At 71.9% G+C, this 16,380-nt stretch carries 15 protein-coding genes; 6 read left to right on the forward strand and 9 right to left on the reverse strand.

Going from position 1 to position 16,380, the window contains the following annotated elements; all coding sequences use genetic code 11:
• Positions 1–51: 51 nt before the first annotated feature.
• Complete coding sequence (gene groL, locus LTT61_RS16355; protein WP_233020813.1) at positions 52–1,677, reverse strand: chaperonin GroEL; 1,626 nt, start codon at positions 1,675–1,677, stop codon at positions 52–54.
• Between the two features lie 207 nt (positions 1,678–1,884).
• Positions 1,885–2,199, reverse strand: a complete 315-nt coding sequence (locus LTT61_RS16360; RefSeq protein WP_233020814.1) for a hypothetical protein — start codon at positions 2,197–2,199, stop codon at positions 1,885–1,887.
• 84 nt (positions 2,200–2,283) lie between these two features.
• Between LTT61_RS16360 and LTT61_RS16365 the strand changes: the two genes are divergently transcribed.
• Positions 2,284–2,916, forward strand: coding sequence for a suppressor of fused domain protein (locus LTT61_RS16365; RefSeq protein WP_233020815.1), 633 nt, complete (start codon positions 2,284–2,286; stop codon positions 2,914–2,916).
• 23 nt (positions 2,917–2,939) lie between these two features.
• Positions 2,940–4,991: an NAD(+) synthase gene (locus LTT61_RS16370; protein ID WP_233020816.1), complete on the forward strand. Its 2,052-nt coding sequence runs from the start codon at positions 2,940–2,942 to the stop codon at positions 4,989–4,991.
• Here the strand turns inward: LTT61_RS16370 and LTT61_RS16375 are convergent.
• The 6 genes from LTT61_RS16375 to LTT61_RS16400 form a co-directional block, all read right to left on the reverse strand.
• On the reverse strand, positions 4,988–5,695 hold the full coding sequence (locus LTT61_RS16375) for a Clp protease N-terminal domain-containing protein (protein ID WP_233020817.1): 708 nt from the start codon (positions 5,693–5,695) through the stop codon (positions 4,988–4,990). The genes LTT61_RS16370 and LTT61_RS16375 overlap by 4 nt on opposite strands.
• Positions 5,696–5,744: 49 nt before the next feature.
• Entirely contained in the window at positions 5,745–6,842 is a 1,098-nt protein-coding gene (locus LTT61_RS16380; RefSeq protein ID WP_233020818.1) for an NAD(P)/FAD-dependent oxidoreductase, read from the reverse strand.
• Positions 6,843–6,985: 143 nt separating this feature from the next.
• On the reverse strand, positions 6,986–7,867 hold the full coding sequence (locus LTT61_RS16385) for an RNA polymerase sigma-70 factor (RefSeq protein ID WP_233020819.1): 882 nt from the start codon (positions 7,865–7,867) through the stop codon (positions 6,986–6,988).
• A 15-nt stretch (positions 7,868–7,882) separates the two neighbouring features.
• Entirely contained in the window at positions 7,883–8,785 is a 903-nt protein-coding gene (locus tag LTT61_RS16390; protein ID WP_233020820.1) for a CDP-alcohol phosphatidyltransferase family protein, read from the reverse strand.
• On the reverse strand, positions 8,782–9,495 hold the full coding sequence (locus LTT61_RS16395) for a phosphatidylserine decarboxylase (RefSeq protein WP_233020821.1): 714 nt from the start codon (positions 9,493–9,495) through the stop codon (positions 8,782–8,784). Before LTT61_RS16395 ends, LTT61_RS16390 begins: the two co-directional genes overlap by 4 nt.
• Positions 9,496–9,651: 156 nt before the next feature.
• On the reverse strand, positions 9,652–9,924 hold the full coding sequence (locus LTT61_RS16400; RefSeq protein WP_233020822.1) for a GlsB/YeaQ/YmgE family stress response membrane protein: 273 nt from the start codon (positions 9,922–9,924) through the stop codon (positions 9,652–9,654).
• A gap of 215 nt (positions 9,925–10,139) precedes the next feature.
• Between LTT61_RS16400 and LTT61_RS16405 the strand changes: the two genes are divergently transcribed.
• Positions 10,140–11,168 (forward strand): beta-ketoacyl-ACP synthase III, encoded by a 1,029-nt coding sequence (locus LTT61_RS16405; RefSeq protein ID WP_233020823.1) that lies wholly within the window; start codon positions 10,140–10,142, stop codon positions 11,166–11,168.
• 45 nt (positions 11,169–11,213) lie between these two features.
• On the opposite strand, the gene LTT61_RS16410 is transcribed toward LTT61_RS16405, so the two are convergent.
• Positions 11,214–11,681 (reverse strand): SRPBCC family protein, encoded by a 468-nt coding sequence (locus LTT61_RS16410; protein ID WP_233020824.1) that lies wholly within the window; start codon positions 11,679–11,681, stop codon positions 11,214–11,216.
• 116 nt (positions 11,682–11,797) lie between these two features.
• Here LTT61_RS16410 and LTT61_RS16415 point away from each other — a divergent pair, with 116 nt between their 5' ends.
• Genes LTT61_RS16415 through LTT61_RS16425 form a run of 3 tightly spaced genes read left to right on the forward strand, consistent with a single transcriptional unit; the run spans position 11,798 to position 16,360 of the window.
• Positions 11,798–13,465 carry an FAD-dependent oxidoreductase gene (locus LTT61_RS16415; RefSeq protein ID WP_233020825.1) on the forward strand — a complete coding sequence of 556 codons (1,668 nt, stop codon included), beginning with the start codon at positions 11,798–11,800 and terminating at the stop codon, positions 13,463–13,465.
• Positions 13,466–13,480: 15 nt separating this feature from the next.
• A complete protein-coding gene (locus tag LTT61_RS16420; RefSeq protein ID WP_233020826.1) occupies positions 13,481–14,917 on the forward strand; it encodes a sensor histidine kinase in 1,437 nt (478 codons plus the stop codon).
• Positions 14,918–14,953: 36 nt separating this feature from the next.
• Positions 14,954–16,360 carry a WS/DGAT/MGAT family O-acyltransferase gene (locus LTT61_RS16425; RefSeq protein WP_233020827.1) on the forward strand — a complete coding sequence of 469 codons (1,407 nt, stop codon included), beginning with the start codon at positions 14,954–14,956 and terminating at the stop codon, positions 16,358–16,360.
• Positions 16,361–16,380 lie beyond the last annotated feature (20 nt).

The raw sequence follows: 16,380 nt of genomic DNA on the forward strand, positions 1-16,380 counted from the left end.
GCCGGAAGCCGGCCCCCGAGGGGACCGGCTTCCGGAGCGGGAGAGGCGGACTCAGAAGTCCATGCCGCCCATGCCACCGGTCGGGTCGCCGGCGGGAGCCGCGGACTTCTCCGGCTTGTCGGCGACGACGGCCTCGGTGGTGAGGAACAGGGCCGCGATGGAGGCCGCGTTCTGCAGCGCCGAGCGGGTGACCTTGACCGGGTCGGCAACGCCGGCGGCCAGCAGGTCCTCGTACTCGCCGGTGTCGGCGTTCAGGCCGTGGCCGTCGGGAAGGTTCGAGACCTTCTCGGCGACGACGCCGGGCTCGAGGCCGGCGTTGAAGGCGATCTGCTTCAGCGGAGCCGAGAGCGCGACGCGGACGATGTTCGCGCCGGTGGCCTCGTCACCGGTGAGGGACAGCGCGTCCAGCGCGGGGCCGGACTGCAGCAGAGCCACGCCGCCACCGGCGACGATGCCCTCCTCGACGGCGGCCTTCGCGTTGCGAACGGCATCCTCGATGCGGTGCTTGCGCTCCTTGAGCTCGACCTCGGTGGCCGCGCCCGCGCGGATCACCGCGACGCCGCCGGCCAGCTTGGCCAGCCGCTCCTGCAGCTTCTCGCGGTCGTAGTCGGAGTCCGAGTTCTCGATCTCGGAGCGGATCTGCGCGACCCGGCCCTTGATCGCCTCGGCGTCGCCCGCGCCCTCGACGATGGTGGTCTCGTCCTTGGTCACGACGACCTTGCGGGCCTGGCCGAGGAGCTCGATGCCCGCGGTCTCCAGGGAGAGCCCGACCTCTTCGCTGACGACCTCGCCACCGGTCAGGATGGCGATGTCGGCGAGCTGCGCCTTGCGGCGGTCACCGAAGCCGGGCGCCTTGACGGCGACGGACTTGAAGGTGCCGCGGATCTTGTTCACGACCAGGGTCGACAGGGCCTCGCCCTCGACGTCCTCGGCGATGATCAGCAGCGGCTTGCCGGCCTGGATGACCTTCTCCAGCAGCGGGAGCAGGTCCTTCACGGTGGAGACCTTGGAGCCGACCAGCAGCAGGTACGGATCCTCGAGGACCGCTTCCTGACGCTCGGGGTCGGTCACGAAGTAACCGGAGATGTAGCCCTTGTCGAAGCGCATGCCCTCGGTCAGCTCCAGCTGGAGCCCGAAGGTGTTGCTCTCCTCGACGGTGATGACACCTTCCTTGCCGACCTTGTCGAGCGCCTCGGCGATGAGCTCACCGATGGACGCGTCGCCGGCCGAGATACCGGCGGTAGCGGCGATCTGCTCCTTGGTCTCGACCTCCTTGGCGGTCTCCAGCAGCTTGGCGGTGACGGCCTCGACGGCCTTCTCGATGCCGCGCTTCAGACCCAGCGGGTTCGCGCCGGCCGCGACGTTGCGCAGCCCCTCGCGCACCAGCGCCTGGGCCAGGACGGTAGCGGTGGTGGTGCCGTCGCCCGCGACGTCATCCGTCTTCTTGGCGACTTCCTTGACCAGCTCGGCGCCGATCTTCTCGTACGGGTCCTCGAGCTCGATCTCCTTGGCGATGGAGACACCATCGTTGGTGATCGTGGGGGCGCCCCACTTCTTCTCCAGGACGACGTTGCGACCCTTGGGGCCCAGCGTCACCTTGACCGCGTCGGCGAGGCTGTTGAGGCCGCGCTCGAGGCCGCGACGGGCCTCTTCGTCGTACGCAATTGTCTTGGCCATTGCGTTGAGATCCTCCATGTGGATGGCTGACACACAGGACGATCCCATGTCGGGTCGCCCCATTTACGCTGGCCAGGTTCGGTGCCCGCGACGGACGACCGGGGGTGTCGAGGTACCCGGTCTCACCGTCCCGACCTGGCACTCGCCTGTGGTGAGTGCCAACGCCATTTCTAGCACTCGAGCATGCCGAGTGCAAGGTTACCGGGTTCAGCCGGGGTAGCCGGGGATCCACTGCCGGTCGTCGATGCGCAGCAGCAGGGCCACGAAGGCGTCCACCCGGCGCTGCTCCGGATCGCGCGGCTCCTCGTTCTCCACGGTGACCAGCTCCGCGTCGTGCAGCAGCAGCTCGGCCTCCACCCGCATGATCGCCCGGATGAAGGGCGGGGCGACCTCGGGCGGCAGATCACCGTTGACGATGTACTCGCCGTCCGGGCCGGATTCGGTGGACACGTAGGTCAGCGCGCGGACCAGATCCGCTCGCCGCTCCCCCGCCACCAGGTCGGAATCCGGGTCATCCGCCATTGCTATATCTTATCCGGCTCGGGCCGGAATGCCGGGTGGGCGACGCGGCGGGCCGGTACCGGAGGTCCCGCCTACAGTGGCGAGGTGAGTGAAAAACCCGGCCGTCCCGACGTCACGGGGGCATTGGCGCGGCTCTACGCCGACGCGGTGCCGGTGTACTGGGCGGGCGATAATCCCTGGTCGACGGGGGGAACCGAGCCACTGGACGGCATCTCGGCCTACCGTCGAAGCGCCCCGATGCCGCACTGGCACTACGCGACCCACGGCCTCTCCGCGATCTTCGAACACGGCCAGCGTTTCGAGTTCACCATGCGGGTGCTGAGCACTGCCGAGGCGACCGAGCCGCCGCAGTGGCCGGTGGATTTCCTGCAGAACCTGAGCCGGTTCGTCTTCCAGTCCGGGGAGTGGTTCGAGCCGGGCGACGCGGTGAAGTCGGCGGTGCCGTTGGGCGCGCCGGACTCCGCGCTGCGCGCCGCCGGCTTCGTGCCGGACCCGGAGCTCGGCACCGTCGGCGGGCTGATGTTCCTGCAGATCGTGGGGTTGACCACGGCCGAGTACCGGACCGCGCGCGGCCGCGACCTGCTCGACCTGCTGGCCAGGCTGGAGCCGTCGCTGCCGCTGTACGTCACCGACGTCACCCGCGATTCGCTGGTGCCGGAGCCGCCGCCCGCGGCGCGCTGGCCGCGCTGGGGCGGGGGTCTGGCGGGCAGGTCGTGACGGCGCCGGGAAAGATGAGCGCCATGACGCTGCCGTTCGACTCGCTGTACCGGCACGGCTTCGCGCGGGTGGCCGTCGCGGTGCCGACGCTGCGGGTGGCCGACCCCGCCTTCAACGCCGAGCGCACGATCGAGCTGGCCCGGGCAGCCGCGGCCGACGGCACGGTGCTCACCGTCTTCCCCGAACTCGGCCTCTCCAGCTACACCGCCGACGACCTGTTCCACCAGGACGCGCTCGACCTCGCCGTGCGGCAGGCGCTGGCCGACATCGTCGAGGCCAGCCGGGAGATCGCGACCGTGCTGGTGGTCGGCGCCCCGGTGCGGGCCCAGGGCAGGCTGTTCAACTGCGGGATCGTGATCGCCGACGGCGCGGTGCTCGGCGCGGTGCCGAAGAGCTACCTGCCGAACTACCGCGAGTTCTACGAGAAGCGGCAGTTCGCGGCGGCCCGCGAGGTGCTCGCCGACACCGTCGAGATCGCCGGGCAGGAGGTTCCCTTCGGCGCCGACCTGCTCTTCCCGACGAATGTCGACGGCTTCACCTTCCACCTGGAGATCTGCGAGGACGGCTGGGTGCCGCTGCCGCCGAGCGGCTTCGCCGCGCTGGCCGGGGCCACCGTGCTGGTGAACCTCTCGGCCAGCAATATCGTCGTCGGCAAGGCCGACTACCGGCGTGCGCTCTGCACCGGGCACTCGGCCCGCTACCTGGCCGCGTACCTGTACTCGGCGGCGGGCACCGGCGAGTCGACCACCGACATGGCCTGGGACGGTCAGGCGCTGGTCTGCGAGAACGGCGACCTGCTCGCCGAGGGCGAGCGCTTCGCCGACCATCCCCGGCTGGTCACCGCCGACCTGGACCTGCAGCGGCTGGCCGCGGACCGGGTGCGCACCACGAGCTTCGCGGACAACGTGCACGATCACCGCGAGCGGCTCAGCCGGTTCCGGCGGGTGCCGGTCGCGCTGCCGGTGCCGGCCACGGCGGTGGCGCTGCGCCGGGAGATCCCGCGCTTCCCGTACGTCCCCGCCGACCCGGCGGCGCGCAACGAGCGCTGCGCCGAGGTGCACCACATCCAGGTGGAGGGGCTGAGCACCCGGCTGCGCGCGGCGGGCGCCCAGCGGCTGGTGATCGGGGTCTCCGGCGGGCTGGACTCCACCCAGGCGCTGATCGTCGCGGCCAAGACCATGGACCGGCTCGGGCTGCCGCGCACGAACGTGCTCGCCTACACCATGCCCGGCTTCGCGACCAGCACCAGGACCAAGACCGACGCGCACCGGCTGATGGCCGCGCTCGGCGTGACGGCGCAGGAGATCGATATCCGGCCGTCGGCCGAGCAGATGCTGCGCGACCTGGGGCACCCCGCCGTGGACGGGGCGCCGCAGTACGACGTCACCTACGAGAACGTGCAGGCGGGCGAGCGCACCTCGCACCTGTTCCGGCTGGCGAACATGCACGACGCGCTGGTGGTCGGCACCGGCGACCTGAGCGAGCTGGCCCAGGGCTGGTGCACCTTCGGCGTCGGCGACCACATGGCGCACTACAGCGTGAACGCCTCGGTGCCGAAGACGCTGATCCGCTACCTCATCGCCTGGGCCGCCGAGACCGGGCAGTTCGGGGCGGCGGCGAACGCGGCGCTGACCTCCGTCCTCGCCACCGAGATCTCGCCGGAGCTGGTGCCGTCGGCCGACGGCGACGAGGCGCCCGGCCAGAGCTCCGAGGCCACCGTCGGGCCGTACGAACTCCAGGATCTGCACCTCTACCAGCTGCTCCGCTTCGGCTACCGGCCGAGCCGGATCGCCTACCTGGCGCAGGCGGCGTGGTCGGACCGGACCAGGGGGCGCTGGCCCGACCTGATTCCGGAGGACCAGCGCAACGAGTACGACCTCGCCACCATCAAGCACTGGCTCCGGCTCTTCCTCCGCCGCTTCGTGCAGACCAGCCAGTTCAAGCGCTCCACGCTGCCGAACGCGCCGAAGGTCGGCTCGGGCGGCTCGCTCTCGCCGCGCGGCGACTGGCGGGCGCCGAGCGACGCGGTGGCGACGGCCTGGCTGGACGAGCTGGAGCGCAACGTCCCCGACTAGCCGCCGAGCCCGGCCAGGATCTCCAGCAGGTGCGTTTCCACCCGCGCCTTCTCCAGCCCGGCCCCGCTGAGCACGCCGGTGCCGTTCTCCTGCTCCAGCAGCGCGAGCAGCACGTGCTCGGTGCCGACGTAGTTGTGGCCGAGCCGGACCGCCTCGCGGAAGGTGAGTTCGAGCGCCTTCTTGGACTCGGCGTCGAAGGGGATGAGCGCCGGGATCGGCTCGCCGCTCGGCTCCGGCAGTGCTGCCGCGGCGGCCGCGGCAACGGCGTCGAGGGTGACCCCCTGGGTCTCGATCTCCTTCGCGGCGAGCCCTTCGGGCTCGGTGAGCAGCCCGAGCACCAGGTGCGGCAGCCCGATCACGGTGTGGCCGGAGTTGCGCGCCGCCTCCTGCGAGGCGGCGACGGCGCTGCGGGCGCGCGGGGTGAAGCGGGCGAAGCCGGCGGCCGGGTCGAGCCCGGCGTCCTCCGGCCCCTTCGGCACGAAGCGCTTCTGCGCGGCCTGCTTGCTGACGCCCATGCTGGCGCCGATATCGGTCCAGGAGGCGCCGGAGCGGCGGGCCTGGTCGACGAAGTGGCCGATCAGGTGATCGGCCACCTCGCCGAGCGTTCCCGCGGTCACCACCGCGTCGGAGAGTTGTTCCAGGACATCGTCGGGGCGGGCCTTCTTGATGCCGTCGATCAGGTCGTCGAGTCGTACGTTCGTCATGCGTCAACCATAGGTTGACGATGCTCGTTCGTCAACTCTCGGTTGACGATCAGAGCCCGGCGGGCAGCCCCGCCTGCCTGGCGGCGAAGCGCACGATCCGCTCCTTGAGCCAGGCGCCCGGCCTGCCGGTGACCACGAGGCGGGCGGGCGAGTCGTCGGCGTGCACCACGTGCAGCAGGCCGTCGCCGCGGCCGAGGCTGTAGCACTGCACCTGGTAGCGGAAGCGGAACTCGCGCGGCTCGGCGCCGCGCGCCCGCGCGCCGATGGCGGTCGCGGCGTAACCGCCCTGCGGCAGCGCGGTGGCGCAGGCCATCCGGAGCTGCCTGCCGTCCGGGCCCGCGGTGGCGGCGGCGTCGCCGACGGCGTAGACGTCCGGGTGCGAGAGCGAGCGCAGGGTGGCGTCGGTGCGCACCCGGCCGGAGCCGTCCACCGCGAGCCCGGCCGCAGCGGCCAGCGGCGGCACACGGAAGCCGGTGGTCCAGAGGACGGCGTCGCCCGCCACCTCGGTGCCGTCGGCCAGCCGGACCCCGGCGGCGGTCACCGCGGTGACCTTGGCGTCGGTGCGCACCTCGACGCCGAGCCGGTCGAGCACCCGGCGCACGTGCGCGCGGGCGCGGGGTGAGAGCGCGGCCATCGGCTCGTCCGCGCCGAGCAGCAGCACCCGCAGGCCGGGGCGGGTCTCGGCGAGTTCGGTGGCGAGCTCGACGCCGGTCGCGCCCGCGCCGACCACGAGGGCGAGGCCGGTCGGCGGGGCGGCGTCGGCGAGATCCTCCGGGGTGGCGACGGCCAGCGCGTGCTCGGCGGCGCCGGGCACGTCGGCGGTGCCCGCGGCCGAGCCGAGCGCGTAGACCAGGGTGTCGTAGGGCAGCGCGGCGCCGTCGGCTGTCCGGACCTCGCGCGCGTCGAGATCCAGCTCGACGGCCCTGCCGTGCACGAAGCGGATCCCCCTGCGGCCGAGGAGCTCGGCGAGGTCCCACTCCGGGATGGCCTGCCCGGCGGCGCGCTGGTGCAGCCGGACCCGCTCGACGAAGCGGGCGCGGGCGTCGAGCACGGTGATCTCCGCGCCGGGGAGGGTGCGGACCAGTTTGTTGGCGGCGATGAGCCCGGCGTAGCCGGCGCCGAGTACGACGATGCGTCGAGTGGTCATGATGTGGCTCCTCTGGCAGAGCTGCGGGATACCCCGCACCCCGGGCCGGTCGCGCGGTGCGGCACCGCGGCGGCCGCTCGGGCCTGACACCATTCAGACCGGGCAGCCGCCGCCGAGCTGACAAGTTCCGGCTGTGAACCCGGTCACCGGAACCGGCCGAGCTTCGCCGGGTTCAGCACGAAGGAGAGCGAGGTCAGCCGCGGGCCGTCCGGGAAGTCGCCGAACTCCGGCGCGACCACCACGTAGACGGCCCCGTCCACCCGCGCCAGCAGCCCGGCCGAGCCGTTCACCTCGGCGGGCTCCAGCGTGAAGCCCGCTGGCGCGCGCCGGACCAGCCCGAGCAGGTACGCCGAGACCTTGTCCACGCCGGTGACCGGGCGCCTGGCCGCGCTCACCACGCCGCCGCCGTCCGAGGTGGCGACCACGTCGGCGGCGAGCAGCGCGCGCAACCCGGCCACGTCGCCCTCGCCCGCCGCGGCCAGAAAGCGCTCCAGCAGCTCCCGCGCCCGCTCCGCGGAGACCTCGAAGCGGCCGCGGCCCTCGCGCACCCGGACGCTCGCGCGCGAGTAGATCTGCTGCGAATTCGCCTCGGAGAGCTCCAGCATGGCGGCGATCTCGCGGTGCGGGTAGCCGAAGGCCTCGCGCAGCACGAAGACCGCGCGCTCCACCGGGTTCAGCCGCTCCAGCGCGGCGAGCAGGGCCAGCGAGACCAGCTCGCGCTGCTGCGCCGTCTCCAGCGGGCCGAGGTCGGTGTCCGGGGTCGGCACCGGCTCGGGCAGCCACGGGCCGACGTAGCTCTCCCGGCGGGCCCGGGCCGAGACCAGCCAGGAGCGGCAGAGGTTCACCGTCACCGTGGTCAGCCAGGCCTCGGCGGAGCGGATGCCGTCGGTCTCCGCGGCGGCCAAGCGCAGGTAGGTCTCCTGCACCGCGTCCTCGGCCTCGCTCGCGCTGCCGAGCATCCGGTACGCCAGCGCGAACAGCCGCGGCCGCTGCCGCAGGAACTCGTCGAGGTCGGCGCCGCTCATCGGTCGCGGCTCCGGTCAGCCGCGGCGCTGGTCGTGCGGCCGGTTGTTCCCGCCTGGCCTGCGCAGCCGCAGCCGGGCGGTGGAGATGCCGGGACGCGGCAGGCTCGGCCTGCGCCGGTTCGCGCGGCGCTGCGCCCTGCGCTCGGCGGGCTTGTCCTGCCAGGTCTCCGGCCGCGCCGCGACCCAGCGCTGCGAGCGCCAGGCGAACGGGATGTGCACCAGGTACAGCCCGATCAGGACCAGCAGCAGCACGATCGGGAAGGTCACCAGCGCGGCGGCCGCGATCGCCACCAGGACAAGCAGCAGCGCCGCCGCCTGCGGCGCCACCCGCACCGACTTCATCGCCAGCGTCGGGATGGTGCTCACGCAGAGCAGCGCGGAGAACGCGGTCCAGGCGGCGACCTCGTAGAAGCCGGCCCACCAGCCGTCGCCGAACTGCTCGAGCAGCGCGATCGGCGTCAGCGCGATGAGCGCGCCCGCGGGGGCGGGAACCCCGACGAAGTACTCGCGCGACCACTCCGGCCTGGTGTCGTCGTCCATCAGGGTGTTGAACCGGGCCAGCCGCAGCACGATGCTGACCGCGAAGAGCAGCGCGACGATCCAGCCCGCGCTGTACTCGTCGAGCAACGCCACGTAGAGCACCAGCGCGGGGGCGACGCCGAAGGAGATGGCGTCGGAGAGCGAGTCCAGCTCGGCGCCGATCTTGGTGGTGGCGTCGAGCATCCGCGCCAGCCTGCCGTCGAGCGTGTCGAAGACGGCGGCGGCGCCGACCATCGCCAGCGCGGTCGACAGGTCGCCGTCCAGGCCGAACTTCACCGCGGATAGCCCCGAGCAGAGCGCCAGGATGGTGACCATGCTCGGCAGCAGCCGGACGCTGCGCCTGCGGCGCCCCTCGGTCTGCTCCGCCCGCGCGATCACGACAGGACGGCGAGGACGGTCTCGCCGCCGATGGTGCGCTGCCCCGGCAGCACCAGCAGGTCGGTGCCTGCCGGGAAGTAGGTGTCGACCCGGGAGCCGAAGCGGATCAGGCCGTAGGTGTCGCCGATGGTCAGCACGTCACCCGGGCGCGCCTCGTTCACGATCCGGCGGGCGATCAGCCCGGCGATCTGCACCACGACGACCTGCTTGCCGTCGGGGGTCTCCAGCACCATGCCGGTGCGCTCGTTCACCGAGCTGGCCGCAGGCAGATCGGCCGAGCGGAACTGGCCGGGCTGGTGCACGACGGTGCGCACGGTGCCGGAGACCGGGGTGCGCTGCACGTGCACGTCGAGCACCGAGAGGAAGATGCTGGCCCGGGGCAGCGGGGCATCGCCGAGGCCGAGCTCCGGCGGCGGGACCGCGGAGTCGACCAGCGCGACCTCGCCGTCCGCGGCGGCGACAACGGCGCCCCTGATGTTCGGCGGCACCCGGTGCGGGTGCCGGAAGAACCCGGCGCAGGCCGCGGCCGTCAGCAGTCCGGCCCGGCGCACCCAGCGCCGCTTGCGGCCGAGCGCGGCCACCGCGAGCGGGGCGGCCACGAAGGGCAGCCCGGCGGGGTGCAGCGGGGGGATCGAGGACCGGATCAGGTCGGCGATGTGGCCGACTCCGGTGGTCTCGGGGGTGCCGGACGGGGTCGGGCGGCGTGCCACAGGCTCCTCTTTCGGTTTCGGGTACGGGCACCACACCTTACGCCGCGGCGACCCCCCGATCGTGGTCGGCGCCGGGCATATCCCCGGCAACCGTGCGGGCAGGCGGAATCGGCGCCGCCCAGGTTCGGGCGGCGCCGATTGCCGCGCGCGCTGGGGTCAGCGCACCGGCCGGCGACCGGTGACGAGCTTGACCAGGAACAGCAGGATGGCCGCGCCGGCGAGGCAGGTCAGGAAGCTGAAGATCAGGCCGCCGCCCTCGACGTCGACGCCGAAGAGCTTGAGCAGGAAGCCACCGAGCAGACCGCCGATGACACCGACGACGATATTGAGCAGGATGCCCTGCTGCGCGTCCGTCTTCATGATCTTGCTGGCGATCCAGCCGGCCAGGCCGCCGATGATGATCCAGCCGATAATCCCGAGACCGAGCATTGTGTCCTCGCATCGTTAGTTGGGTGCGCGCCGCTTCGAGCCATCGTCGCGCTGTCCATCGGATACCCCCGGTCGGGGGGATTACGCGCGCGTGTCAGTGGGGTGGAGATAATATGAGGAAGCCTCATGTCCAGCGTTCCGGACAACACCCGGCAACGCTGGACGGCAACCACCGACGCCACCCGCCGGCTCGGCCGTGGGGACAGGAGACGCACATGGTCGCTCGAATCGCCCAGACGACCGGAGTTGAGCACACCGCCATCCTCGGGCTGGGGGTGTACCGGCCCGCGCGCATCGTCACGAACGACGAGGTCGCGGGGGCGATCGACTCCAGCGACGAATGGATCCGCACCCGCTCCGGCATCCGGACCCGCCGCTTCGCCGACGACACCGAGACGGTGCGGAGCATGAGCGTCGCCGCCGCCGAGGGCGCGCTGGAGTCGGCGGGGGTCGCGGTCGACCAGGTGGACACCGTCATCGTCGCGACTTCGACGCACCTCCTGCTCACCCCAGCCGCCGCGCCGCAGATCGCCACCGAGCTCGGGATGAACGGCGCCGCCGCCTTCGACATCTCGGCGGGCTGCGCCGGCTTCTGTCACGCGCTCGCGCTCGCCTCGGACCTGGTGCGGTCGGGCACCGCGGGGCACGTGCTGGTGATCGGCGTGGAGAAGCTGACCGACACCATCAACAAGAACGACCGCTCCACCGCGTTCCTCTTCGCCGACGGCGCGGGCGCGGTGATCGTCGGCCCGGCCGAAGACCAGGGCATCGGCCCGACGGTGTGGGGCTCGGACGGCACCCAGAGCCACGCCATCCGGCAGGACAAGGACTGGCTGGAGTTCTTCGCCGAGATCGAGGAGAAGGGGCTGGACGCGGTCCGCCCCTACCTGACGATGGAGGGCACCGCGGTCTTCCGCTGGGCCGCGCACTCGCTGGAGAAGGTCTGCCGGGACGCCATCGACCGCGCCGGGCTCGCCACCGACGACCTGGACGCGATGATCCCGCACCAGGCCAACGGCCGGATCATCGAGATCATGGCCAGGGTGCTCAAGCTGCCGGAGAACTGCGCGCTCGCCAACGACATCGAGGAGACCGGCAACACCTCGGCCGCCTCGATCCCGCTGGCCATGGAGCAGCTGCTGCGCACCGGGCAGTCCAAGCCGGGCGACACCGCGCTGCTCATCGCCTTCGGCGCCGGACTGTCCTACGCCGCCCAGGTGGTCCGGCTGCCGAACTGGGTCTGATCGCCGCGCCGCGGCCCGGACCGCGCGTCCGGGCCGCGGTGCGGGTCAGCCGGGCGTCTCGACCGCCGCCTTGATGCCCGCGAGCGTCTGACGCATCCCGTCGACCAGCTTGACCTCGAACGACTCCTCGCCGCCGAGCACCGCGTTGATGGCGTTCCTGGAGAAGGCCGTCGTGCCGTCGGAGACGTCCCTGGTCTGGGTGAGCCGGGTGCCGTTCGCGGTGGGCTCCAGGGTGAAACGCCAGGTGCTGCGGTTCTCGGTGACCTTGAAGGCGAACTCCCGGTTCGGCTCGAAGGCCACGATGCGGGAGGTGGTCGGCCAGTACTTCCAGCCGTCCCGGTTCAGGTTGACGGTCCAGGTGCCCCGCTTCAGCGCGCCGAGCGGCTGCATCCGCACGCACTGCGGGCTGAACTCGGGAATCCGCTTGGGATCGGCCACCACGGCCCACACGCGCTCCGGCGGGGCGATGATGTCGACGGTCGCTTCCAGATTCTTCGGTACCCACTTCGGCAACGTTGCCTCCTGTTCGCGGTACTGCGGGACACACCAATTCTAGTCGGGCGATCTTCCGCTGTTCGCCCTGGGCAGAGCAATGCGACAGGTCGGTTCCCTGCGCGCATACTCGATGGGTGACTTCCCCCGCCGCCGATAAACCGCTCATTCTCAGCGTCGACGACGATCCTGGCGTCTCCCGCGCGGTCGTGCGCGATCTGCGCCGCCGCTACGGCGCCGAGTACCGGATCCTGCGGGCCGAGTCCGGGCCGTCCGCGCTGGAGGCGCTGCGCGAGGTGAAGCTGCGCGGCCAGCAGGTCGCGGTGCTCATCGCCGACTTCCGGATGCCCGGCATGGACGGCATCGAGTTCCTGGAGCAGGCCATGGACCTGCACCCCTTCGCGCGCCGGGTGCTGCTCACCGCCTACGCCGACACCACCGCCGCGATCAACGCCATCAACGTGGTCGACCTCGACCACTACCTGCTCAAGCCGTGGGACCCGCCGGAGGAGAAGCTCTACCCGGTGCTGGACGGCCTGCTCGAGGCGTGGCGCGGCGACGAGCAGCGCCCGGTGCACGGCACCAAGGTGATCGGCACCCGCTGGTCGCCTGCCTGCTCGCAGGTGCGCGAGTTCCTGGCCCGCAACCAGCTGCCGTACCGCTGGTACCCGGCGGACGAGCCGGAGGGCGCGAAGCTGCTCGCCGCGGCGGGCAAGGACATCAGCTGCTGTCCGGTGGTGATCACCGCCGAGGGCGAGCCGCTGGTGCAGCCGACCGATGGCGAGCTGGCCGAGCGGGTCGGGCTGAACACCACGCCCGCGGGCGAGTTCTACGACCTGATCGTGGTCGGCGGCGGCCCGGCCGGGCTCGGCGCCGCGGTGTACGGCGCCTCCGAGGGGCTGCGCACGGTGCTGGTCGAGCGCACCGCTACCGGCGGCCAGGCCGGGCAGAGCTCGCGGATCGAGAACTACCTCGGCTTCCCGGACGGCGTCTCCGGCGGCCAGCTGGCCGACCGGGCCAGGCGCCAGGCCGGGAAGTTCGGCGCGGAGCTGGTGACCACCCGCGAAGTGGTCGGGCTGGAGGTGAACGGCTCGGCGCGCACCGTTCGCTTCGCCGACGGCGGGCGGCTCTGCGCGCACACCGTGATCATCGCGACCGGCGTCGACTACCGCAGGCACCCGGCGCGCGGGGTGGACGAGTTCACCGGCCGCGGCGTCTACTACGGCTCGGCCATGACCGAGGCGGCGGAGTGCGCGGGCCACGAGGTCTACATCGTCGGCGGCGCCAACTCGGCCGGGCAGGCCGCGGTCTTCCTCTCCCGCAATGCCGGGCGGGTGCACCTGGTGGTGCGGGCCGACTCGCTGGACAAGTCCATGTCGCACTACCTGGTCCAGCAGATCGCGGGCATCGAGAACATCGAGGTGCACACCTGCACCGAGGTGATCGCGGCCGACGGCGACGACCACCTGCGCGGCATCGTGCTGCGCGACAACGAGACCGGGCGCGAGGAGAAGGCCGAGACCGAGCGGCTCTTCCTCTTCATCGGCGCCGCGCCGCAGACCGACTGGCTGGACGGCACGATCGCCCGCGACCCGGCCGGGTTCGTGCTGGCCGGGCCGGACCTCACCCCCGATGGCGGCCGTCCGGCGGGCTGGGACATTTCCCGCGCCCCGCACCACCTGGAGACCAGCGTGCCCGGCGTCTTCGTCGCCGGTGACGTGCACGCGGAGTCGGCGAAGCGGGTGGCCTCCGCCGTCGGCGAGGGGGCCATGGCCGTCATGTTCGTGCACCGTTATCTCGCCTGATCGGAAGGATTCATCGTGAGCGAGCTTGTCTGCGATCCGGCGGAGTTGCGTGAGCTCTTCCTGTTCGAGCGGCTGGACGACGAGCAGCTGGCCTGGCTGTGCCGGGACGGGCGGATCGAGCAGCTCGAGCCCGGCATCGCCTTCCGCGAGGGCGAGCCGGCCACCTGCTTCTACGTGCTCATGGACGGCGAGCTGCGGCTCACCAAGCTCTCCGCGGGCACCGAGATCGAGCTGACCCGCACCGACCACCGCGGCTCCTACGTCGGCGCCTGGACCGCGTACCTGGGCGACCGGGCGGACCAGAGCTACGTCTCGACCATGTACCTCACCCGGCCCTCGCGCTTCTTCGTGCTGGACGCCGCGACCTTCTCGGCCATGATGCGCGAGTGGTTCCCGATGGCGGTGCACCTGCTGGAGGGCGCCTTCTTCGGGAACCGGGACAAGCACGAGCGGGTGGCCGAGCGGGAGCGGCTGCTCGCGCTCGGCTCGCTCTCCGCCGGGCTCACGCACGAGCTGAACAACCCCGCCGCCGCCGCCGTGCGCGCCACCTCCGGGCTGCGCGAGCGGGTCGCCGGGATGCGGCACAAGCTCGGCATGATGGCGCAGGGCAAGTTCACCCCCGAGGTGCTGCTCACCCTGGTCCGGCTGCAGGAGGACGCGGCCGAGCTGGTGGCGAAGGCGCCCGAGCTCACCCCGCTGGAGGCCGCGGACCGCGAGGACGCCATCGGCGACTGGTTCGAGGAGCACGAGATCGCCGACGGCTGGAGCCTGGCGCCCAACTTCGTCCAGGCCGGCATCGACATCGACTGGCTGGAGCGGGTGGCGGGCACCCTCGAGGGCTGCACCGAGCAGGTCTTCGAGGGCGCGATCCGGTGGCTGAACTACACCATCGAGACCGAGCTGCTGATGAACGAGATCGCCGACTCCACCGCGCGGATCTCCACCCTGGTCGGCGCGGCCAAGCAGTACTCGCAGATGGACCGGGCCCCGTTCCAGGTGGTCGACGTGCACGAGCTGCTCGACAGCACCCTGGTGATGCTGAACCGCAAGCTCGGCGATGGCATCGCGCTGGTCAAGGAGTACGACCGCACGCTGCCGCCGATTCCGTGCTACGCGGCCGAGCTGAACCAGGTGTGGACCAACCTGATCGACAACGCGGTCTACGCCATGGCCGGCTCCGGCACGCTCACCATCCGCACCTACCGGGACGGCGAGTGCCTCGCGGTGTCGATCGGCGACACCGGCCCCGGCATCCCGGCCGACATCCGGCGCCGCATCTTCGAGCCGTTCTTCACCACCAAACCGGTCGGCGACGGCACCGGGCTCGGCCTCGACATCAGCTTCCGGATCGTGGTGAACAAGCACCACGGCGACATCGAGGTGCAGTCCGAGCCGGGCTCGACGGTGTTCACGGTTCGCATCCCGCTGGAGCGCCCCAGCGCGGCCGAATAGCCCCTCACCTGCAACAGGTTCCACTACACTCCCGACATGGAACGCCTCACCGGACTCGATGCCAGCTTCCTGTATCTGGAGACCGGGACGCAGCACCTGCACGTGTGCGCACTCCTTATGCTCGACCCCGCCGCGGACGGCGGCGGCTACTCGTTCGCCACCTTCAAGGCCGAGCTCGGGCGCAGGCTGGCCTTCGTCCCGCAGATGCGCCGGAAGCTGCGGGCGGTGCCGCTGGAGCTGGACTATCCGTACTGGGTGGAGGCGGGCGATTACGACCTGGACTACCACGTCCGGCGCTACGGCCTGCCCGCGCCGGGCGGCCGCGCGGAGCTGGCCGAGCTGGTCGGCGACATCGCGGGCACGCCGATGGACCGCAACCACCCGCTCTGGCAGGTGCGGGTGGTCGAGGGGGTCGAGGGCGACAAGGTCGCGGTGATCCTCAAGTACCACCACGCCGCGGTGGACGGCGTCACCGGCTCCGAGCTGCTGATGGCGCTGTGCGATGCCGAGCCGGGCAAGCGCGGGAACGAGGAGCAGGCCGCGCCGCTCGGTCGCGAGCCGGAGCCGAGCGACCTGCGGCTGCTCGCCGAGGCGGCGCTGCGCTTCCCGGCCCGCGCCGGGGTGCTGCGGATGGTGCCGAAGACCGTCGGCAGGCTGGCCGGGATGGTGCGCAGGCGCGTCGGGAACCGCTCCGGCATGGCGCTGCCGCTGACCGCGCCGCGCACCCCGTTCAACGGGGCCATCACCCCGCACCGCGCGGTGGCCTTCACCGAGGTCGAGCTGGCCACGGTGAAGCGGATCAAGAACGCCTTCGGGGTGAAGATCAACGACGTGGTGCTCGCGGTGGTCGGCGGCGCGCTCCGCGACTACCTGGCCGAGCGTGGCGAGCTGCCGGAGGAGAAGTCGCTGATCGCGACCATCCCGGTGTCGGTGCACGAGTCGTCGCGGCATACCAGGGGGATCAACAAGGTCTCCTCGATCTTCTGCCTGCTCGGCACCGATATCGCCGACCCCGTGCAGCGGCTGAAGCGGGTGGCGGAGGCGAACCGGGCCGCCAAGGAGGAGCACGAGGAGCTCATCGGCCCCGACTTCCTACAGGACTGGACGCAGTACGCGCCGCCGAACACCTTCCGGGTCGCCATGCGGCTGTACTCCTCGCTCGAGCTCGCGGAGCGCCACCCGGTGGTGCACAACCTGGTGGTCTCCAACGTCGCCGGGCCGCCGCTGCCGCTGTACTTCCTCGGGGTGCGGCTGCTCAGCTCGTACCCCTTCGGCCCGATCTTCCACGGCTCCGGGCTGAACATCACCGCGCTCTCCTACGACGGCAAACTCGACTTCGGGGTGATCGCCTGCCGGGAGCTGGTGCCCGACCTGGCCGAGCTGACCGACCGGATCCCCGGCGTGGTCGACGCACTGGCCGCGGCCGCCGAGCAGACGGCCTGAGCGGCACCCGGTACAGTGCT

Origin of the sequence: Nocardia asteroides (assembly GCF_021183625.1) — a bacterium.
In the GTDB taxonomy this organism is placed as follows: Bacteria; Actinomycetota; Actinomycetes; order Mycobacteriales; family Mycobacteriaceae; genus Nocardia; species Nocardia asteroides_A.

Coding starts and splice junctions, on each gene's coding strand:
- groL (WP_233020813.1), bottom strand. CDS start 1,677: ATGGCCAAGACAATTGCGTACGACGAAGAGGCCCGTCGCGGCCTCGAG.
- LTT61_RS16360 (WP_233020814.1), bottom strand. CDS start 2,199: ATGGCGGATGACCCGGATTCCGACCTGGTGGCGGGGGAGCGGCGAGCG.
- LTT61_RS16370 (WP_233020816.1), top strand. CDS start 2,940: ATGACGCTGCCGTTCGACTCGCTGTACCGGCACGGCTTCGCGCGGGTG.
- LTT61_RS16375 (WP_233020817.1), bottom strand. CDS start 5,695: ATGACGAACGTACGACTCGACGACCTGATCGACGGCATCAAGAAGGCC.
- LTT61_RS16380 (WP_233020818.1), bottom strand. CDS start 6,842: ATGACCACTCGACGCATCGTCGTACTCGGCGCCGGCTACGCCGGGCTC.
- LTT61_RS16385 (WP_233020819.1), bottom strand. CDS start 7,867: ATGAGCGGCGCCGACCTCGACGAGTTCCTGCGGCAGCGGCCGCGGCTG.
- LTT61_RS16400 (WP_233020822.1), bottom strand. CDS start 9,924: ATGCTCGGTCTCGGGATTATCGGCTGGATCATCATCGGCGGCCTGGCC.
- LTT61_RS16405 (WP_233020823.1), top strand. CDS start 10,140: ATGGTCGCTCGAATCGCCCAGACGACCGGAGTTGAGCACACCGCCATC.
- LTT61_RS16425 (WP_233020827.1), top strand. CDS start 14,954: ATGGAACGCCTCACCGGACTCGATGCCAGCTTCCTGTATCTGGAGACC.